Below are 20,288 nucleotides of genomic sequence, written 5' to 3' on the forward strand. Positions count from 1 at the left end.
AGCATTGGGCTTCGCAGAAAATTGTTTTTCATATTGTAATGATTAGGTTTTTACTTTGCACCTGCAGCATACCGTAAAGGGTTCAAACTGCCCCAGAATTGAGGTTTACCCCACAGGCGAATCGCGGCTAGCCTGTCGTCTGCAGGACTGGCGTTGCGGGTACAAAGGGGAAAAGAAGATGGCCAAAAAGCTTGTCCTATGTGACTGTCTTGGCAGCCAGAGCGTTGATGGCAAAGCCATTGCCGAAGGCTGTGGGTTGAGTTGCTCTCGGGTTTATTCAAGTCTTTGTACCGACCAGATCGAGCAGGCCGCCCGCGAAATCGAAGGCGGCGACGTTATCATGGCCTGCCAACAGGAAAGCACCCGCTTCGAAGAACTCGCCGCAGAGCTGGGCCGCGATATCTCCGGCTTTGTCGATCTGCGTGACAGAGCGGGCTGGGGTGAAGGCAATGCAACCCCCAAGATGGCGGCCCTCGCGGCAGAGGCCGTTCTGCCACTGGCGATGGGTAGATCCGTCGATGTGATCTCGGAAGGCACATGTCTGGTGATCGGTGGCGCGCAAGCGATCAAGGCCGCATCAGAGTTATCCGACACATTGGCCGTGACCGTGTTACTTGACGACCCCGACCTTATTCCGCTGGAGCGAACGTTTGATTGCGTTGTCGGCACGATCAGAAACGCGACCGGTGCGCTTGGCGGGTTCGACATCAAATTCTCCCAGCTGCAAGAAATCATTCCCGGCGGGCGCGGTGCATTTACGCTTGGCGCACCGCTGCAAAATGCCACGTCCGGTTGCGATATCATTCTGGATCTCACCGGCGGCACACCCATGTTTCCCGCGCCGGAAAAGCGCGAAGGATATCTGCGTGCCGATCCAAGCCATGCACCTTCGGTTGCCAAAGCGGTCCTTTCCGCCTCGCAAATGGTCGGCACATTCGAAAAGCCACTTTATGTGCGCCTCGAAACCAGTCTGTGCGCCCACAGCCGCGCGCGCCAATCAGCCTGTTCAAATTGTCTGAATGTCTGCCCTACCGGCGCGATTACCTCTGCCGGTGAACATGTAGCGATTGATCCGATGATCTGTGCCGGATGCGGTTCCTGTTCGGCTGTTTGTCCGTCCGGTGCGATCTCGTATGATGCACCGCCTGTTGAAACCGTGTTCAAGCGGCTGGAAACACTTGCCTCTACCTACCGCAAATCAGGAGGGGAGGGCGCACACCTTCTGGTACATGATGGTGAGCATGGATTGGAAATGATCTCGATCGCGGCGCGCTTCGGCAGAGGTCTGCCTGCCCACGTCATTCCCTTGGAAATTGACGCATTATCGGGCTTTGGTCACGCTGAAATGATGGCGGCGCTGGCTTGCGGTTTTGGTCGCGTGGATATCCTGATGTCTCCAAAGACAGAGCTGGACGTAATAGAGGGCCAACGCGCCATTGCCGCCGCCCTGTCCGGCGACGAAAGCGTGATACGTCTGTTGCAGCCCGCTGATCCCGATGCCTTTTGCGAGATGCTTTACGACACCCCCGTAACCGCCAGCGGATGTGATCCGATCCTGCCGCTGGGCAGCCGCCGCCAGATCACCCGCCTCGCCACAAAGGCACTTCAGCCAGAGGCACCCGTCCTGCCTTTGCCGGACAATGCACCTTACGGGGCTGTTGTCGTCGATACGGACGCCTGTACGCTGTGCCTGGCGTGCGTGTCACTCTGCCCCTCAGGGGCGTTGGGCGACAATCCCGATCTGCCGCAACTGCGATTCCAGGAAGACGCCTGTTTGCAATGCGGTCTGTGCGTGAACGTCTGCCCCGAAGACGCAATCACGTTGAAGCCACAGATGAACCTGACGGACACCGCACTCACCCAACAGGTTCTGAACGAAGAAGAACCGTTCGCCTGCATCGAATGCGGATCGCTTTTCGGATCGAAATCCACCGTCGAAAAGATCACAGAAAAGCTCGCGGGCAACCATTCCATGTTTGCGACGTCGCAAGCCGCCAAGATGATCCAGATGTGCGAGAACTGCCGCATTCAGGCGCAGTACCATTCCACCGATAATCCGTTTCAAGGCGGTGAACGCCCCCGCGTACGGACGACAGACGACTATCTGTCAAAACGCAAGGATCACTGAGATTGAAGCGGCGCACCCAGATCAGCAGGTGCAATAGAGCCGACATAGGCCACAATCGCGTCTATCTCGTCGAGCGAGACCTCAATCGGCGCGATGGGCGACGGCAGGTTTTCGGCAAAGGGTTCGGTCACATCGGCAACCTGCGTGAACGCGGCATGCGGCTTGAGCACATAAAAACTCTCGAACCTGTATTCCCAGTCCTCAAAGGTCCGCAAAAGCCTGAAGGACGGAGTAGAACCAATGGCGTTCATCCGGTTTGTTTCATTCACCACATGGCACCGGCCGCAACTTTGAAGGCTGACCTCTTCTCCCAACGCGGTATTGCCTACAACTGCTGCTGTCTGAACCGTGGCCGCCGACGCAACATCAGCACTGAACAACGCCACCCCTTCGGGCGCGAAGGCTTCAATCGTGCGTTTGCCAACATCCGACAACAACCAGTCTTCGAAAGCATCCGTATGCGGGCCAGCGGTCTTGGCGTACCGCCACAACCTGTCCCCTTGCTGGAAAACGGGCGTCCCTTCCGGGCCGAATTCCGCATCACCGCCATCCGGCGTCACCGTGATGCGTATACCGGTTTTCAGCGAAAAGCGCGGCAACAGATGTTTGTGAAGACCGGTTTCGATCAACCCTTGCGGGACCTGCAAATCAAAAGCCTTGTTCTGGGCGACAACCGGGCCACCTATCAGGCTTGCCACAAAGGTCAGGTACTTCAGCATACGCTCCGCTCCTTACGCGCAGATGTGTTTGCAAGTCAGCCTAGAGCCGTTAGGGTCAGCACGTCAATTTTTCCGAATATTCAGGAGCACCACCATGAGCGACGAATTTAACATGTCGATGCGAAAGTTTCTCAAGCAGGTGGGGGTGACCTCCCAACAGGCGATCGAGGAAGCGATGCGCAATGCAGACGCCACCGAGGGCAAAACCTTCGACGCAAAGATGGTGCTGACAATTGACGGCATCGCGCTTGAACACACAGTCACCGGCAAGATCGAGGGCGCGTGAATGGCGCTTACCCGCGAAGACGTTCTGGCCTGTCTTAAAGGCATCACTGCCCCTTCCGGTGTGGATCTGGTCGAGGCCGGTCTGGTCCGTGCCCTGAACGTGGATGAAGGCGCTGTGCGCTTCGTCATGGAAGTGGACAGCCCCGAACCGTTCATGGACGCCAAAGCCGCAGCCGAAGCGCAACTGGCCGCACTCGGCGCGACTTCTGTCTCCATCGTGATGACGGCACACAGCAAGAAAGCACCGCCACCCGATCTCAAACCGAACCGTGCGCCCGAACCCGCAGGCCCGGAAAAAGTGCCGGGTGTGGACCGCATCATCGCAGTGGCCTCCGGCAAGGGCGGCGTGGGCAAGTCAACCGTCGCGGCCAATCTGGCCTGTGCGCTGGCTGCCGAAGGACGGCGTGTCGGATTGCTTGATGCGGATGTGTACGGGCCTTCACAGCCGCGCATGCTGGGCGTTTCGGGACGTCCGCAAAGCCCTGATGGCAAACTCATCCTGCCCCTGCGCAACTACGGTGTGACGATGATGTCCATCGGCCTGATGACCAACGAGGATCAGGCCGTAGTCTGGCGTGGTCCGATGTTGATGGGGGCCTTGCAGCAGATGCTGACACAAGTGCAATGGGGCGCACTGGATGTGTTGATCGTGGATTTGCCGCCCGGCACGGGTGACGTCCAGATGACGCTCGCGCAAAAGGCACATCTTGACGGCGCGGTTATCGTCTCGACCCCACAGGACGTGGCCCTTCTGGATGCCCGCAAAGGCATCGACATGTTTAACCAGATGGGCACACCCATCCTTGGCATGATCGAAAACATGAGCACGCACATCTGCTCTCAGTGCGGTCACGAAGAACATGTGTTCGGGCATGGGGGCGTAGCATCAGAGGCAGAAAAGCTGGGCGTGCCTCTGCTTGCCGAAATCCCGTTGCATCTGGACATCCGGCTGGCAGCTGACGGCGGCGCACCCATCGTGGTTTCCAAGCCCGACAGCACGCAGGCGCAGGCTTTCCGCACCGTTGCGAAATCCCTGATCGAAGCCGGCAAAGCATGAGCACTCCGAGCTTTCCACCTGTCTTTAGCGGCCTTGCCGTCGAAGGGGCGATCGACCCGTTCGACAAGGCCTGCATGGAAGCCGTGCGCGGATGCGATGCGGGGCTGGTTGTCTATAATCTGGGCCGCAACACACTCGAAGGCGCAATCGTCTTTGCCCCCGAGGTCGAGCTGGCGGATGCCATGACAATGCTGCCCCTGTGCGGTGTCGGATTTCAAAACGCTTTGGGTGCACTGGCTCCACCAGAAGTCGCTGTACATCTCGACTGGGACGGAGGGCTGCGCATCAACGGCGCGTCCTGTGGCCGTCTGCGCGTTGCAGCATCGGACAACGATCCGGAGGCGGAGCCGGCATGGCTGGTTGTCGGACTAACCCTACCGCTTTGGCCCGACAGCGATGCGCCCGGCGACACCCCCGACCAAACCGCACTTTATGCCGAAGGCTGTGCAGATGTTCAGGCAGACGACCTGCTGGAAAGCTGGGTCAAACATACGCTTGTGGGTATCAATACCTGGCTGGATCAAGGCTCCGGCCCGCTGCACAAGGAATGGCGCGGTTTGGCGCATGGTATCGGCGAAGACATCGAAATGGCCGATCTTTCCGGCACCTATCTGGGTGTCGACGAACGCTTTGGCATACTGCTGCGCGATACGGAAACCACCCACCTGATCCCCCTGAGTACCCTGTTGGAGGCGACATAACATGATGCTGGCCCGCGCAATCCACTTTGATGAAAGCGACCGAAACGTGTTCCACATGCCCGCCCGCACCGGTGAATGGTGCATTTCGGGCGGCTTTGAATTCTCCAACTGGTCAGAGGCCGATCTGAGCGGCAAGGCCCGTCAGGCTTTCAGCAATGGCTGGCTGGGTGTCGAAACCTTCGGCCGCGTGACCTTTGTCGCTGTCACCCAGATTGAACCGGCCGAGTTCGAACAGCTCAAGACGGACCTCGCCGCGCACTTCGTGCAGATGTACGGTGCCCCCTCGATCGAAGCCGCCACCGGCGTTGCCGAAGACGAACTGCGCCATATGGTCGAACTATGCGACGGTCAGGACCCCAACACCTTGCTGACAGTCGCACGCGAATTGACGGACGCAGGCGTCAAGGAAGGCTTCCGCAGCATCGAAAAGCGCGACGCAGGACTGGATCAATTCGCGATCCACGGCTCCCTCGACGAAGATCCACACCACCACTGAGACTTTCGGGCGAGAAGTCGGAGGTTTGGTTGGCGGGCTTCGCGGTGAAAAGTAACATAAGATAGATTACAAGTTTCCACGAGACTCTTCGAAATTTTTGGGGTGTATCTTTCAGTACCATCCCCGACAGAAGCATCCGCCATTAAGCCAGCCTCAGCCTCGAACCAAAGCTATGGACTTGGCACGGACTTCTTCAAGCTCGGCTAAAGTAACCTTGCCTTTCCGCTTGGCGTTTCTGACTTTCCAGTCCAGACTTTTTATCTGATCGGCAAGTGCTGCGCTGACCGGCGATCCCTGGATGATCACTTCAAACGGATACCCCTTCACTTTGGTCGTCATCGGACAGCAAAGCATCAGGCCAATCTTGTTGTATTTCGCCGGGCTCAAGACAAGCGCCGGACGGTGACCGGCTTGCTCGTGTCCTGCTTGCGGATTGAACTGCAACCAGACAATGTCACCGGCATCCGGGATGTAAGCCATGTCAGAGCGTTTCTTGACCCAAAGGCTCGCCCGTTTCGATCACCTCGTGAACATTCTCACTTGTGATCCCATCCAACAAATCATCCAGCAGAAACTCAGGCGATTGATCCGGCTCGATGATGATGCGCCCGTTTTCTTCGCGCACATCAACAGGCGTGTCGAGCGTCAGCTTTGCCGCCTGCATAACAGCGGCAGGTATCCGGACAGAGGCACTGTTGCCCCATTTCTTAACAATCACACGCATTTGTCATCCCCTAGGTCTGCCGAAATATAGGAGTGAGGCGAAGAGGTGTCAACATTGTCGATACATTGGTAATATATCATCTCTTTTGCACGACTAGCGGCTAGAAAGCGTCTCCGCTGATCTCAACACCCGGTGCATGCAGACCCTTTGCTGACTGTGTAAAAATCTCGCACCCATCTGCGGTGACACCGATGGAATGCTCGAACTGGGCAGACAGGGATTTATCACGGGTAACCGCCGTCCAATCGTCTGCCAGCATCTTCACTTCGCCAGTACCCAGATTGATCATCGGCTCGACCGTAAAGATCATACCTTCGCGTAATTCCGCACCATCCCCCGCCTTGCCGAAATTCAGGATATTCGGGGAATCGTGGAAAACCTGTCCGATACCATGACCGCAAAAATCGCGGACAACCGAACATCGTTCGGACTGCGCAAACGACTGGATCGCGTGTCCGATATCACCCAGGTGCGCGCCGGGTCGGACGGCCCTTATCCCCTGCATCATCGCCTCGTGCGCGATCTTAATCAGCCGCTCTGCCGCGCGCTTCGGTTTTCCAACGACGTACATGCGGCTTGAATCTCCGTACCAGCCATCGCAGATCAAGGTCACATCAACATTGACGATATCCCCCTCCCGCAGCTTCTTTTCATTCGGAAAGCCGTGGCAGACGACATGATTGACCGAGGTGCAGCAGGCGTATTTGTACCCCTGATAGCCAAGCGTCGCTGGTGTCGCATTATGTGCGGCGGCAAAATCCAACACGTAGGTGTTGATCTCCGCAAGCGGTACATTGGCGCGGATCAGATCGGCCACTCCGTCCAGACAGGCAGCGGTCAAAGAACCTGCGCGGCGCATCCCTTCAAAGGCATCAGGCCCATAAAGCTTGATACTCGCGGATCTGCGCGCGTTCTTCGCGGCAGGCGCAAGCGGAACGTTGATATAGCTGTTCATTTGCCACCCTAATTCTTTACTGCGACGGATTGTGTGATATACGAATCGTGTATGTTTCGTATATTCACCTTGAGGAAGCGCATCAATGGGCATCGTAAAAATTGGCGACGGGCTGCACGAAGATATCCGCAAGGCCAGCACTGTGATGTGCCGGTCTATCAATGCGCAGGCTGAGTTCTGGATAAAGGTTGGCATGCTTGCTGAAACAAACCCGAACATGACGTTCAACCAGATTGTCGCCCGGGAGCTTAAGGGAGCCGATGTGACCCTACCGGATGTTGCGGCAGAATAAGCAGCCATCGAAGTGGATCTTGCTTGAACTCACCCTGACGCCAGCAGCGCCACACAGACCACTAAGAGCAGCGACACAGCCATTCCGATGTTGATCACCTGCTGGGTACGTTGGCTGAGGTTCATGCGGCGCACGCGGGCACCGGCCGCGAGCCAGATCAGGTGCACCGGCACCCATATCAGATTGAAGAGCACCAGCTTCGCGACCACTTCAAGCAAAGGCGAGTGCGGAAGAAACGCAAACCCAGAAAAGAGCGTTGTCGCGACGACATAGGCTTTGGGATTGATGAACTGTAAAGCCAGCCCGTTGCGAAACCCGAGCGGAGCCTCGGCGGGCGCAAATCCGATCTTGGATCCCGCACTCGCGATACGACAGGCGAGGTAAACCAAGTAGGCCACCGAGGCAAAAAGCAGAACGGTCCGCAATGAGGGTACGGCAAAAACCACGGCGGCCAAACCGGACACCACCATCATCATCGTGATGAACCCGCCCAGACAAAGCCCCGCCACAAAGCGAAACCCTGCACGAAACCCGAAGGCCGCACCAATCCCGGCAGTGGTCAACACGCCGGGCCCGGGCGTGATTAGCAAAAAGAAAACGGCGATGACAAACTCAATCATCCGCCATTACGCCGGTTCTAAAGATGCGCACATTCAGGCACAGCACTGATCACAGTGCCGTCCTTGAGGTGCTGCAAAAGATTATCGACTGTCAGTGCCCCCATGGCGCTGCGTGTCTCGACAGTGGCGCTTCCCACATGCGGCAGCAGGACGGTGTTTGGCAACGCGCGCAAGGCTTCCGGCACCTGTGGCTCGTTCTCAAAGACATCCAGTCCGGCCCAGCCCAGCTTGCCCGTCTCCAGCGCTTCGATCAGTGCTTGTTCATCGACAACAGAGCCACGGCTGACGTTGATCAGGGTACCCTTAGACCCAAGTGCTTCCATGACTTCGGCATTGACGATCTGGTGCGTGCCCGGCCCGCCCGGCGTAATACAAATCAGCACATCGCTGTCATGCGCCATCTCGGTGAGGTTTTCGTAATATCTGTACGCAACATCTTTGCGGTTGCGCGCATGGTAGAGCACTTTCGTATTCCACGGTGCAAGCTTTTCGGCAATCGCCTGGCCGATCCGGCCCAGCCCAACGATACCGACCGTTTGATTGTCTACACTGCGGGTCAGAGCCGCATTGCCCCCCGTTTCCCACGCACCCGATCGTACGTAAGCGTCATCGCGTAGCACCTCACGGTAACACGCCAGCAACAACAATATGGCCGTGGTCGCAACCTCTTCGTTCAGTACGTTGGGAGTATGCGTCACAATGATGCCGCGCCGCGCGGCTTCGTCCGCATCAACGGCATCATAGCCAACACCGTACCCGCTGATCACCTTGAGGTTCGGAAGCCGCGCCATCAGATCGGGGTCAATGCCTGCATGTCCATTGGTCACGACATGGGTGATCTTCTCCGGCTCGAAATCATCCAGCTGTCGGATGGTAAACGCTGCGGCCAGCCGCGTGCGCATCTCTTCGGTGATGCCGCCAATTTGCAATAGATCAGGCATCGATATCCACCCTTTGCCGCTGATGCCCAAGGCCTTCTATCGTCAGATCCATAACATCCCCCTTCTTGAGAAACACAGGTTCCGGTTTCATCCCCAGCGCCACACCCGGCGGCGTACCCGTAGTTATCACATCCCCCGGATGCAGCGTGAACAGCGTGCTGAGATGCGCAATAATCTGCGCGACCGTGAATATCATGGTCGAGGTATTGCCCGTCTGCCGCCGCTCCCCATTCACATCAAGCGCCATATCAAGGTTCTGCGGATCACCCACTTCGTCGCGCGTCACCAGCCATGGACCCGTCGGACCGAAAGTGTCGCAGGATTTCCCCTTGGTCCACTGCCCCGTCAGGTTGTTCTGGAAATGCCGCTCCGATACATCATTGACGATGCAATAGCCCGCCACGTGATCCAAGGCCTCCGCTTCAGCGACATACTTCGCCGTCTTACCAATCACGACACCCAGCTCGATCTCCCAATCGGTATGGGTCGATCCGCGCGGCATGACGACATCGTCATAGGCACCAACAATCGCTGAATTGGCCTTAAAGAACAAAATCGGATGTTCGGGAATGGCGGCCCCTGTTTCCGCCGCATGATCGGAATAGTTCAGACCGATGCACAGGAACTTGCCGATGTTACCAACACAAGCGCCGATGCGCTGCTCACCCTCGACAATCGGCAGCTCGGACGGGCCCAACGCCCGCAACCTGTCCAATGTGGCGTCGTCCAGCACATCCCCTGTGATATCATCCACATGGCCGGACAGATCACGCAACAATCCTGCATTATCCAGCAGCCCCGGCTTCTCGGCCCCATGCTCACCGTATCGCAATAGTTTCATAGCCTTATCCCCTCAAGATCAGTGATTGTCGCGCGGCTCAAACTTACGCGCAATATCACGGTACTGGTCGGCCCCCTCAAGGGTCATGCCGTGATCCAGACGCCCGACTTTCTCGCGGAATATCTCCTGCCACGGCGTCTGGCTGGCAGGCATATCATAGCCGCCGTTCGCCAGCAGTTTTGCAGCGCGGTCATTCAGCTCTTCCAGCGGCACCAACATGTCCACCGTCCCTTTGCCCAAATCGACGCGCACGGCATCGCCAGTCTGCAACAAGGCCAGCCCGCCACCATCCGCCGCTTCGGGAGAGGCATTCAGGATCGACGGAGAACCAGAGGTCCCGGACTGCCGCCCGTCACCAATACACGGCAATGCCTCAACGCCCTGTTTAATTAGGTAGGACGGGGGACGCATGTTCACGACCTCCGCAGCACCGGGGTATCCCTTGGGCCCTGCCCCACGCATGAATAAAATGCACTTTGCATCGATATTTTCAGCCGGATCATCAATGCGGTGATGGAAATCCTCTGGTCCGTCAAAAACGACCGCCCGACCTTCGAACGCATCAGGATCATCAGGATTGGAGAGATACGTTTGCCGGAACGCAGGCGAGATCACAGAGGTCTTCATAATCGCGCTGTCGAACAGGTTGCCGGTAAGGTTCAGGAACCCCGCCTGTTCTTTCATAGGGTCACTCGCAGGTTTGATAACGTCCCTGTTCTTGGATCGCAAAGCCTCGCAATTCTCGGCCATCGTTTTGCCATTGGCGGTGATGGCCTGCGGATGTGGCAGCAATCCACCTGCAATCAGCTCACCGACAACGGCAGGTACACCACCCGCCTGCTGATAATCCTCGCCCAGATACTTGCCGGCCGGCTGCATGTTCACCAGCAGCGGCACATCATGCCCGTGCTTTTGCCAGTCGTTGTTATCCAGCGGCACATCCAGATGCCGCGCGATCGCATTAAGGTGGATCGGCGCGTTCGTAGAACCGCCAATCGCCGAGTTGATCACGATGGCATTCTCGAAGGCTTCACGTGTCATCACATCAGACGGACGCATATCTTCCCAGACCATTTCAACGATCCGTTTACCGGTCTCGTAGCTGATCTGTCCGCGTTCGCGGTAGGGCGCAGGGATCGCGGCCGACCCGGGCAGTTGCATGCCCAAAGCCTCGGCCAGCGAATTCATCGTGGTGGCCGTGCCCATGGTGTTGCAATAGCCGACCGAAGGCGCAGAGGCGGCAGCAATTTCCATGAATTCATCCGTATCTATATCACCCGCCGCAAGCTGTTCACGTGCCTTCCAGATCACCGTGCCAGACCCTGCCCGCTCGCCTTTCCACCAACCGTTCAGCATTGGTCCAACGCTCAGCGCAATCGCAGGAATGTTCACCGTCGCCGCCGCCATCAAAAGTGCAGGCGTGGTTTTATCACAGCCGATGTTCAACACCACACCATCAAGCGGATAGCCGAAAAGCGTCTCTACCAAGGACAAATATGCAAGGTTCCGGTCCAACGAAGCAGTTGGCCGTTTGCCCGTTTCCTGAATGGGATGCACCGGAACTTCGATGCACGTACCGCCTGCCGCGATAATTCCGTCGCGCACGCGTTTTGTCAGCTCGATGTGGTGTCTGTTACAGGGCGAAAGGTCACTTCCCGTCTGCGCAATTGCGATTATCGGCTTGCCCGATTGCAGCTCTTCGCGCGTCAGCCCGTAGTTCAGATACCGTTCCAGATATAACGCGGTCATCTCTAGGTTATCGGGGTTCATGAACCATTTGCGCGACCGCAAATCGTCTTTGGTGATCTTTGTCATTGGCCTGACCAGCCTCCGTCTATGATATGGGCATGCCCGGTGGTAAAGGCACTCTCGTCGCTGGCTAGGTAGATAACCAACGCTGCTATTTCTTCGGCGCGCGCGACACGCCCCATGGGCTGCCGCGACACAAATTGTTCCATTGCCCTGTCGTAACTGCCCAACTCTTCGCCAAGTGCTGTTACACGGTCATGCCAACTGGGGCTTTCGACCGTGCCGGGGCAGATGCAGTTGCAGCGGATGCCGTCCTTGATGAAATCCACAGCGACCGATTTGGTCAATCCGACCACCGCCGCTTTGGTCATGCCATAAACAAACCGGTTCGGCGCGCCGATGACCGACCCTGCGGCAGACGACATATTGATGATAGATCCAGTGCCGCGTGCCACCATCCCGGGCAGTGCGGCCTGGATCGTGCGCATCATGGATTTCACATTCAGGTCCAAGGCAAATTCTATCTCTTCGTCTTTTGCGTCCAGAACGCTGCCGTGATGCACAAATCCGGCGCAATTGAAAAGAACTTCAGGGGTTGCGCGCGCCACGCCGTCTTTCACGCTTTGGCCGTCACAAACATCCAGTTCGAACACCTCGATACCGCTATGGCCCTCGTCCCGCAGCGTCGCCAGCGCTTTGCTGTTCACATCACTCGCAAATACGCGGGCCCCTTCTTTCGCGAGCGCAATCGCACTTGCGCGCCCGATGCCCTGCCCTGCGGCGGTCACAAGCGCGCGCTTTCCTTCAAGCCTTTGGCCTACCACGTTAAAATCCTTCTCCCCCCGCACAAACGCTAAAATCCCTGCTTGTATGATGCCACAGATCTCATCCCATGACGTGACACCAGACCCTTTGACGAATGCGGTCTGTTAGCGCTTAAACAGTAGCGTAAGTCAGGGGCCGCGATTTGACCATATGCTCCCTGCCCCGCTTTTAAAAAGGACGGCTTGGCACATGCGCCCGCCAGCGCCTATCGTGGTGACAGCAAATGATACTCAGGCGGAGCGGCTGACATGACGAAAATACTTATTTTGGGCGGTGGCGGGATGATCGGCCAGAAACTGGCACGCCGGATTGTCGACCATGACATCTTCCCGGCCGCCGATGTAACTTTGTTTGACCGCGCCTTCCCCCCCGCTGGCGTGCCTGCGAAAACCGTCGTCGGTGATATATCCGATCCCGCCACTGCCCGCATGCTTGCTGCCGAAAGGCCCGATGTCGTCTTCCACCTTGCTGCCGTAGTATCCGGTCAGGCCGAGACCGAATTTGAACTAGGCTGGAACGTCAATATGATGGCGATATGGCACCTTCTCAGCGCTTTGCGCAGCGAACATCTGGCGTCAGGAAGCAGCTACCGTCCGCGCCTTGTCTTTACATCCTCCATCGCCGTCTTCGGCGGCCCCTACCCCGACAAGATCGGCGATGATTTCCTGTCCGCCCCGCAAACCAGTTATGGCGCGCAAAAGGCAGCCTGTGAAATGATGGTCGGAGATTTCAGCCGCAAAGGTTTCATTGACGGTCTGTCTCTGCGCCTCCCCACAATCTGCGTACGCCCCGGCAAAGCGAACGCCGCCGCGTCTTCGTTCTTCTCAGGCATCATTCGTGAACCATTAAACGGCGTCGAAGCCGTGCTTCCGGTGGCCGATACCGTGCGCAACGTCCACGCCAGCCCGCGTGCCGCAGCGCGATTTTTGACCCATGCGGCCAAGTTAGACACTGATCTTCTAGAAGGAAGGCGCGCGCTCAACCTGCCCGGCTTCAGCTGCACCGTGGCCGAACAAATCGAAGCATTGCGCCGCGTGGCAGGTCAGGACGTCGTCGATCTCGTCAAACATGTTCCCGATCCCGCCATCATGGCGATCGTCAACACCTGGCCGCAAGACTTCGCCCCCGACCGTGCACTATCGCTCGGCTTTGAGGCCGAAAGCAGCTTCGACGAGATCATCCGTGTCTACATAGAAGACGATCTGACAGGCTGAAGCCCAACCAACCAAGCACGATACTTAGTGCGGCAGGCTCAATACCCCATCGCGCAACCGTCTTTGCGTGGATCAGAGCCTGCAATCAGCACACCGTTCTCGTGGTCAATCTCGATGATTTGCCCGCCACCATGCGGTGACTTGGTAAAGCCAACTTTGTGACCCTTCGCCGCCAACCCGTCCAGCACATCCTGTCCCAGCGTCGGCTCAATCTCCAACACCTCGTCAGGACGCCAGAACGCGCGTGGACTGTCCAGCGCCTCCTGCGGATCCATGCCGAAATCGACCATGTTGGTTATCACATGCGCATGGCCCGTCGGCTGGTACTGCCCCCCCATGACGCCAAAGCAATACTTGGGCTTGTCGCCCTGCATCGCCATCGCGGGAATGATCGTATGCAACGGCCGCTTGCCGCCCTCAATCGTGTTTGGATGTCCCGGCAAAACCCGGAAACCCGCACCACGGTTCTGCAGGGTAATCCCCGTCTTATCTGTCACAATGCCGGAACCGAACCCCTTGAAAACCGAGTTGATGAGCGACACAGCCATGCCGTCACGATCGACACAGGACAGATAGATCGTATCGCTTTGGAAATTCGGATCGGCGGATGGCAATTCTGCATTCCGCTTTGACGCATCAATCGTCGCCGCCAACCCTTTGGCCCACGCTTTATCAATCAACGCCTGCACATCGGCACCCATGGTCGCCGGATCGCCCACATGCGCATCCCGAATGGCGTAACCGATACGCGACGCCTCGATCTCCAGATGGAACCGCTCAACCCCATGCGGATCAAGCGCGGACAAATCGAACAGCTCCAGCATATTCAGGATAATCTGCGCCGTGATGCCAGTGCCATTCGGCGGCAGCTCTGCCAGATCAATTCCGCGATACGCGGCGCTTACCGGCGTACAGGGATCAGCGCTGTGACCTGCCAGATCTTCCTCGGTCATAACGCCGCCGCGCGCACGCAACTCTGCCACGATATCGGCCGCAACCGCGCCCTCATAGAACCCTTTGGCCCCCTGCGCCGCGATGGTCTTCAACGTGGCCGCAAGCGCAGGCAGCTTGTGAATGCTTCCCATCTTGGGCGCCGTCCCACCAACCAGATAATGCTGGCCCCCTGCCCCCTGAGCAGTCAGTTTGGGTACACATTCCGTCCAATCGCTCCAGACACGGGGATAAACGACAAAACCATGCTCCGCTGCGGCAATCGCAGGCTGCAAGGCTTCTTCCATGCCAATGGTACCATGGGATGCCAACAGGCTTTCCCAACACTTCACAACACCCGGAACCGTTACTGCATGCGGGCTGGCATCATCCATCTCGGACCAGCCCTGACCCATCAGCATTTCGGTCGACAACGCCGCCGCCGCACGCCCCGAGGAGTTCAAACCATAAAGCGCCTGTCCCGGCTTTGAGATCAGCGCGAAACCATCCCCGCCGATTGCTGTCATCGCCGGCTCGACCACCGCAAGAACCGCCGCCGCAGTCACGCCTGCATCTACCGCATTACCGCCCCGCTTGAGCACATCAAGACCGGCTTGTGTCGCCAGAGGGTGCGACGTGGCCAATGCACCGTTTGCAGCATAAATCGGAGAGCGTTTGGGGTCGTGAAAGTCGCGCATGATAGGATGTCCTTTTATTTTAAGGTCAAACTAGCCTGTCTTTCAGACGAAAACAGTAACAGAAAGAAAAAAGGTTCATTTTCTTTTGTATTCAGACACTTAACTCAATCAAAGCCTATAAATGTTGCCACGTCATCTACGTCACGGCGGGTCGAAACGACTCCGTTCGCGGCAAAATCTTCATCAGGCCAACCAAGTGCCACACAGGTCATAATCACTTCGCTGTCAGGAATGTTCGCATGCTCGCGCACGACGGGGGATTGCATGATCCCCTGCCCGTTGATCACCGCGCCAAGGCCCCGCGACCAGGCGGCCAGCACCAGACCATAGGTGACTGCCCCCAGATCGAAATGCGCAATCGTGCCGCCATCCAGTGATTTGTCAAAGGTCACCACGATAGAAACCGGTGCGTCGAACTGTCGAAAGCCCCGCATGACCCAATCCTGACGCCGCTCTTTATCCTCCCGCTCGATCCCCATTGCCGCAAAAAGCTGTTTGGCGATACCGACCTGACGGTCGCGGTGTGGCCCCTCATACGCACCGTGATCGACGATCTCGCGGACCGGCGGCACACCCGACATCATGCGTGTTGAGTTGCCTTCCCGCACGTTCTCCAACGGCTCCCCTGTCAGCACGTGCAAATGCCAAGGCTGTGTGTTCATTGAAGACGGGGCGCGGTTGGCCAGTGCGATGATTTCCTCCAGCAGCGCACGTGGCACCGGCTTGTCCTGAAACCCGCGGATCGACCGCCGTTCCTGCATCGCTTGATCTAGGTTCATTTTTTCAGGCTCTCTTTTGTAGGTTTCCCCGAAGCTAGCCTTTGGCTGTTTTTCGCGCCAGCCCTGCACACTGGAATGACGCGCCGTCACAAAAGCGTCACGACCCGCCCTTCTCCAGTTTCTCCTGAATGTCGCGCATCAGCATTTCCATCAGCCCGTCAGACACACCTTTGCCGCTGAAGCGAATGACATACCCGCTGCTGTCGCTTTCCTTGCGCATCGTGACGCCGGTCGATGTGTGTAGTGTGTCAGTTCCGGACCAGCCCGGTTTGGGCAAGGCGACGCGCGGTCGGCCGCCCCTTTTGGGATCAGTGGTCGCGTCGCCCTGCTCCGACAGAACAGCATCAATCAGCGCCCATTCGTTTTTGGCATCTGCGGCTGTTTGGGCGCCCAGAACCTCGCGCAATCGCGGCTCTGCACCTGCCCGTAATCCTTGCGCCAGACGCAATCCGTCCTTTTCGCGCAGAGCTTCCGGGAAATGCAGCAGATCGCCCAGCAATTCAAAGATCATCGCAAAGGACCGTATCTTGCTACGTTTCGCTTTCGACGCGGCAGCGAACATCTCAGCTACGGCAGCTTCGGTGTTCGCAAAAGCCCCCTGCTGTGCGGCGATTGCGGCAATCCTGCCCCTCTCAAAGTGGCTCAGGTCCTGCCGGATTTCGTTTTCCTCAACCATCGCAACAAACGCACCGCCCATTTGGTCGGGGTCACGGACAACGGCGTTTATACGAGCAAGCTTTTCATGCCCGCCACGGGCATAGAGGTTCTGTTGTGCCACAAGCCTGCGATAGCCCGACAACAGACCGTAGCGTTTAGCATTTGTTGAACCTTTGACCTCATAAACTTCGATCGGCAAACGGACGCCATGAAGACTGATGGAATACTCAAGCTCTTCCAACGCTTCCTTGTCCAACACCGTGCGGTCCCGGGGAATTGAAACCGGTTCAATCTCATCAAGCGCGATTTGCCGGATCACCCTGCCCTGCTCTTCCGCATCGCGGTAGGCCGCCGCCTGCGCTTCGTCCCGCCGCTGGTCAGGAGTGCCAGATTCAAACGCGTCAGCCGTATCTGCCGCAACCTGCGCAATCGGAGCGCCAAGGTGCTTCATTGGGGTTTCGCGGCGAAACTCCGCCTCGATCCTGTTCATGTCTTCGGCCGACGGGGCCTCCAGCTTACGTCTCTTTGCCATCCTCAGCCTCCTTCTTCGCCGCCTCAAGGTCCCGCCACCACGTCCCCAGCAAGACTTCCTTCACTTCCGCCCACGTCCGGTCAAAGGCTTCACGGCCCCGCACATAGGTATCACGGTTGAACTCCCGATAGTCCGCCTCGTAAATTCCGTTCACCTGCTCACCTGCCTGCCCGACCATCGCCGTAATTTCCTGCCGGTAGGTGGTCATGAAATCACCGAAGTAGGCCTGAATGACATTTGCCAAATCGGTCTGCTGGCTGGCGTCAAACCGGGTTATCAAGGCGCGTACAGCATCCCATTCAAACTTCATTTCAGGCAGCCCGTCCTGCCGCCTTATCCGGTTCTCACCCTCTTCGATGCTGGCAAATGTGGAATAGAGCATGTCGAAAAAGCGACCCGTCGAGTCGAACTCAAGAAAGGATGCACCCAAGGGGACCAACAGAATATCCGCCGCGGCCAGGGCGTTAATCGTGAGATAGCCGAGGGCAGGCGGCGTATCGATCAGAACGATGTCGTATTCGTCGAGGATACCTTCGGATTCCAGTGCATTGGTCAAAGCATCCCAAAGGGGCCAGGACCGGACCTGCATACGCCAGACAGGGACCTGAAATTCGGCCCAGTAGAGGTTCAATTGGGCCCCAATCAGATCAATATTGGGCCAGTGGGTTTCTTGGATGAGGTTTCGCGGCGAAACCTGCAAGCTTTCGGTCAGGGTTTCGTCGAATGGCAGCTCTACCGCACCGCGCGCACGTCGAACGGTATTTTCACTTTGTAGATGCCGCGCGAAATCCTTTGCCATCAAAGGGAACGCAGTCGACCATTCATCGGGTACTGTACCGCCCATGATGGACGTGAGCGATCCTTGGGAATCGAGATCGATAACCAGAACCTTGTAGCCATCCAATGCGGCGGACATGGCAAGGTGTGCGCAGGTCGATGTTTTGCCCACACCGCCTTTGAAATTGGCAACAGATACAACTTTCGCTGGAAGCCCTTCCGGCCGCCACGATTTGTACTGCTTGTTCGATGCACCTTCAGTCGCAAAATGTTCACGAAGTATCAGAACTTCCGAAAGCGTGAACCACTTGCTGCCTGCTTCACCCGTTCCCTGAGGAAGGTCAGGATGGGACTTGAGTACCCGCCGTAGATGCGCCGGAGCCACATCTATCAGGTACCGGCAGATTTCCCAGGTCGAGAACCTACGCAGATGCTTTTTGCCGTCAGGGGAATATCCACGCTTTGCCAGATCATCACGGCCCTTCGCAGCGAAAGCTGCGGCTTTCGCGAATCGCGCCGTGTCGATAGGATCAGACAAACCGGCCGCCGCTTTTGCGGGATCGATGTTGAAGTAGGGCGGGGGAGGGGGTTTGGGTGTAGAAGCCATAAATCCTCAATCATGTGCGCGTCTTTTGCGGCTATCGCCTGTTTTATGACACATCGTATCTTTGATGTTAATCTGGAATGAGCAAACTCAGTCTTTTCCATAAGATTCTTAACGAGACCACACAGACATATTGTAAGAATCTATGAGTTCTTTAAGAACTTTGCAGCTGAAAAAATCATTCTAAGCAGTGGATTACGCGATTTTGGGGTCCTGAATACGGTACGAAAGGTCACCAAACGCAGGACGAAAAGGACCCGTTTACAGTTTCAAGAGTACCGATTCGCGGGTTGAACCGTACCGATCTGCGGTTTCACGCAAAATAGGCTCTCAAAGCTTCCTGTTAGAGCCTTATAGCTGTCGATGGCAAAACGGTGATCCCGTAAATTGGCACCTTTCGTCTGGCCTGTGACGCTGAAGGGCTCCTGCATATAGGTACCTAGAGGACGCTTGCTTGCGGGTGCCTTTTCGCGCATGGTGGTTCCATAGACTGGATAAAAATCCAGCGGGCAGGACGGTGACATGGCAGTACAGCAAAAAGATCGTTTCAGTGATATACCCAAAGACAAGCTGACCGGCGTTCTGAGGCGCGGGTCGGTCAAAAAACATGTTGCTGCGATCCATGTGTCGGGAAAGCTGTCCCTCCTCCAGCGGAAACTGAGCAATGTTCTGTTGCTAAACGCCTATGACACTCTGACCACGTCCCAAGTGCATATGATTGATGCCCGGACGCTGTGCCTGATGATTGGATACAACTCCAATGATATGGACACGCTCAAGGCGTCTCTGCGCGGCCTCGCAGAGACTGTTGCCGAATGGGATATGCTGGATGACCAAGGGCAACAGGAATGGGGTGTTTCCAGCTTGTTGAGCTATGCCAAGCTGAAAGGTGGTGTCTGTGAATATGCCTATTCACCAGCGCTGGCCGCAAAACTGAATGACCCCAAGGTATTTGCCCTGATCAATTTGAATATTCAGCGGCGGTTCACCAGTGGGCACGCATTGGCGCTGTATGAAAACTGCTATCGCTTTGTGCGCACGGGAAGCACGGGCTGGTGGTCGCTTGACCTGTTCCGCCGACTGATGGGGGTGGAGGACAGCGAGTATTACGCAGTGTACAAACATCTCAACGCGAAGATTATCAAGCCGGCTGTGGCAGAGGTGAACAAGACCTCGAACATCGTGGTGGTGCCGGAGATCCGCAAACGTGGTCGGGCAGTCACAGATATCCGGTTCAGGATTTCAGAGAACCCGCAGCTTGCGATCCTTGATCTGGACGACGGGGCAGGGGTGCGCCGGTCTGATGTCTATGCCCGTCTTCGCGCATTGGGGGTCAGCGATCGTCTGGCGCGGCAATGGATTGCTGAGCATGGAGAGGATCATCTTGCAGGCAAGATTGCCTATGTCGGCAAACAGCGCGATGTTAAAAATCCGGTCGGATATCTGTCAGCAGCGTTGCGCGAGGATTATGCGGAGGAGGCGGCGACGGCGCCTGTCTCTTCGCAAAGGGCACGTATTCTGGAGCGGGTGCGTGACCTTGTGGCGGCGCGCACGCCGACGCAAAGGGACGCGGATCGCAGGTTGTTTATGTCGATGATCGAGGATGATGCGGCGAGGGCCGACTTTGAGCGCCATGGCTGGATGTCCGCGCTTAATACAGTCTCTATTAAGGGGTTCTGGCAGGAAATGGTTCCGGACAGCTTTGCTGATCTGGGGGATGATGTTCAGGGCTAACAGACCACCGTTGCTTGGATCTCGGTGCCC

The 20,288-nt window shown here is 57.1% G+C and carries 21 protein-coding genes; 8 read left to right on the forward strand and 13 right to left on the reverse strand.

Annotated features, from left to right (window positions below; genetic code table 11):
- Positions 1–238 precede the first annotated feature (238 nt).
- A complete protein-coding gene (locus Z946_RS0100105) occupies positions 239–2,128 on the forward strand; it encodes a 4Fe-4S binding protein (protein ID WP_375782157.1) in 1,890 nt (629 codons plus the stop codon).
- On the opposite strand, the gene Z946_RS0100110 is transcribed toward Z946_RS0100105, so the two are convergent.
- Positions 2,122–2,847 carry a cytochrome c family protein gene (locus tag Z946_RS0100110; protein ID WP_025053716.1) on the reverse strand — a complete coding sequence of 242 codons (726 nt, stop codon included), beginning with the start codon at positions 2,845–2,847 and terminating at the stop codon, positions 2,122–2,124. The two genes, Z946_RS0100105 and Z946_RS0100110, sit on opposite strands and share 7 nt — an antisense overlap.
- A 94-nt stretch (positions 2,848–2,941) precedes the next feature.
- On the opposite strand from Z946_RS0100110, the gene Z946_RS0100115 reads away from it, so the two are divergent.
- The 4 genes from Z946_RS0100115 to Z946_RS0100130 are packed head-to-tail and all read left to right on the forward strand — an operon-like array spanning position 2,942 to position 5,386.
- Positions 2,942–3,133, forward strand: coding sequence for a DUF6494 family protein (locus tag Z946_RS0100115; protein WP_025053717.1), 192 nt, complete (start codon positions 2,942–2,944; stop codon positions 3,131–3,133).
- Positions 3,134–4,189, forward strand: coding sequence for an Mrp/NBP35 family ATP-binding protein (locus Z946_RS0100120; protein ID WP_025053718.1), 1,056 nt, complete (start codon positions 3,134–3,136; stop codon positions 4,187–4,189).
- The gene (locus Z946_RS0100125) at positions 4,186–4,890 is read left to right on the forward strand and encodes a biotin/lipoate--protein ligase family protein (protein WP_025053719.1); all 705 of its coding nucleotides are present in this window, start codon (positions 4,186–4,188) and stop codon (positions 4,888–4,890) included. The genes Z946_RS0100120 and Z946_RS0100125 overlap by 4 nt, the downstream gene beginning before the upstream one ends.
- A 1-nt stretch (position 4,891) precedes the next feature.
- Complete coding sequence (locus Z946_RS0100130) at positions 4,892–5,386, forward strand: DUF6505 family protein (RefSeq protein WP_025053720.1); 495 nt, start codon at positions 4,892–4,894, stop codon at positions 5,384–5,386.
- A 153-nt stretch (positions 5,387–5,539) separates the two neighbouring features.
- Here the strand turns inward: Z946_RS0100130 and mazF are convergent, their stop codons facing one another.
- The 3 genes from mazF to map form a co-directional block, all read right to left on the reverse strand.
- Positions 5,540–5,866 (reverse strand): endoribonuclease MazF, encoded by a 327-nt coding sequence (mazF, locus tag Z946_RS0100135; RefSeq protein ID WP_025053721.1) that lies wholly within the window; start codon positions 5,864–5,866, stop codon positions 5,540–5,542.
- A gap of 1 nt (position 5,867) precedes the next feature.
- On the reverse strand, positions 5,868–6,110 hold the full coding sequence (locus tag Z946_RS0100140) for an AbrB/MazE/SpoVT family DNA-binding domain-containing protein (protein WP_025053722.1): 243 nt from the start codon (positions 6,108–6,110) through the stop codon (positions 5,868–5,870).
- A 100-nt stretch (positions 6,111–6,210) separates the two neighbouring features.
- Complete coding sequence (gene map / locus Z946_RS0100145; RefSeq protein WP_025053723.1) at positions 6,211–7,065, reverse strand: type I methionyl aminopeptidase; 855 nt, start codon at positions 7,063–7,065, stop codon at positions 6,211–6,213.
- Between the two features lie 85 nt (positions 7,066–7,150).
- Here map and Z946_RS0100150 point away from each other — a divergent pair, with 85 nt between their 5' ends.
- Entirely contained in the window at positions 7,151–7,357 is a 207-nt protein-coding gene (locus Z946_RS0100150) for a ParD-like family protein (RefSeq protein ID WP_025053724.1), read from the forward strand.
- A gap of 29 nt (positions 7,358–7,386) precedes the next feature.
- Here Z946_RS0100150 and Z946_RS0100155 read toward each other — a convergent pair whose 3' ends face one another.
- Genes Z946_RS0100155 through Z946_RS0100175 form a run of 5 tightly spaced genes read right to left on the reverse strand, consistent with a single transcriptional unit; the run spans position 7,387 to position 12,332 of the window.
- Positions 7,387–7,977: a LysE family translocator gene (locus Z946_RS0100155; RefSeq protein ID WP_025053725.1), complete on the reverse strand. Its 591-nt coding sequence runs from the start codon at positions 7,975–7,977 to the stop codon at positions 7,387–7,389.
- A gap of 17 nt (positions 7,978–7,994) precedes the next feature.
- Positions 7,995–8,918 carry a 2-hydroxyacid dehydrogenase gene (locus Z946_RS0100160; RefSeq protein ID WP_025053726.1) on the reverse strand — a complete coding sequence of 308 codons (924 nt, stop codon included), beginning with the start codon at positions 8,916–8,918 and terminating at the stop codon, positions 7,995–7,997.
- Positions 8,911–9,759, reverse strand: a complete 849-nt coding sequence (locus tag Z946_RS0100165) for a fumarylacetoacetate hydrolase family protein (RefSeq protein ID WP_025053727.1) — start codon at positions 9,757–9,759, stop codon at positions 8,911–8,913. Before Z946_RS0100165 ends, Z946_RS0100160 begins: the two co-directional genes overlap by 8 nt.
- 18 nt (positions 9,760–9,777) lie before the next feature.
- Positions 9,778–11,574, reverse strand: coding sequence for an IlvD/Edd family dehydratase (locus Z946_RS0100170; protein ID WP_025053728.1), 1,797 nt, complete (start codon positions 11,572–11,574; stop codon positions 9,778–9,780).
- Positions 11,571–12,332: an SDR family oxidoreductase gene (locus Z946_RS0100175; protein WP_025053729.1), complete on the reverse strand. Its 762-nt coding sequence runs from the start codon at positions 12,330–12,332 to the stop codon at positions 11,571–11,573. Before Z946_RS0100175 ends, Z946_RS0100170 begins: the two co-directional genes overlap by 4 nt.
- 249 nt (positions 12,333–12,581) lie before the next feature.
- On the opposite strand from Z946_RS0100175, the gene denD reads away from it, so the two are divergent.
- Positions 12,582–13,547, forward strand: a complete 966-nt coding sequence (denD, locus tag Z946_RS0100180) for a D-erythronate dehydrogenase (protein ID WP_025053730.1) — start codon at positions 12,582–12,584, stop codon at positions 13,545–13,547.
- 38 nt (positions 13,548–13,585) lie between these two features.
- Here the strand turns inward: denD and ggt are convergent, their stop codons facing one another.
- The 4 genes from ggt to Z946_RS0100200 all read right to left on the reverse strand — a co-directional run bounded on the left by ggt (position 13,586) and on the right by Z946_RS0100200 (position 18,527).
- Complete coding sequence (gene ggt, locus Z946_RS0100185) at positions 13,586–15,175, reverse strand: gamma-glutamyltransferase (RefSeq protein ID WP_025053731.1); 1,590 nt, start codon at positions 15,173–15,175, stop codon at positions 13,586–13,588.
- A 104-nt stretch (positions 15,176–15,279) separates the two neighbouring features.
- Positions 15,280–15,954 carry a nitroreductase gene (locus Z946_RS0100190; RefSeq protein ID WP_025053732.1) on the reverse strand — a complete coding sequence of 225 codons (675 nt, stop codon included), beginning with the start codon at positions 15,952–15,954 and terminating at the stop codon, positions 15,280–15,282.
- Between the two features lie 97 nt (positions 15,955–16,051).
- Positions 16,052–17,143 carry a ParB/RepB/Spo0J family partition protein gene (locus Z946_RS0100195; RefSeq protein ID WP_025053733.1) on the reverse strand — a complete coding sequence of 364 codons (1,092 nt, stop codon included), beginning with the start codon at positions 17,141–17,143 and terminating at the stop codon, positions 16,052–16,054.
- Entirely contained in the window at positions 17,127–18,527 is a 1,401-nt protein-coding gene (locus Z946_RS0100200) for an AAA family ATPase (RefSeq protein WP_025053734.1), read from the reverse strand. Before Z946_RS0100200 ends, Z946_RS0100195 begins: the two co-directional genes overlap by 17 nt.
- Positions 18,528–19,046: 519 nt before the next feature.
- On the opposite strand from Z946_RS0100200, the gene Z946_RS0100205 reads away from it, so the two are divergent.
- Complete coding sequence (locus tag Z946_RS0100205; RefSeq protein ID WP_025053735.1) at positions 19,047–20,258, forward strand: replication initiation protein; 1,212 nt, start codon at positions 19,047–19,049, stop codon at positions 20,256–20,258.
- Positions 20,259–20,288: the final 30 nt, after the last annotated feature.

It is taken from the genome of Sulfitobacter noctilucicola (genome assembly GCF_000622385.1).
Lineage (GTDB): Bacteria > Pseudomonadota > Alphaproteobacteria > Rhodobacterales > Rhodobacteraceae > Sulfitobacter > Sulfitobacter noctilucicola.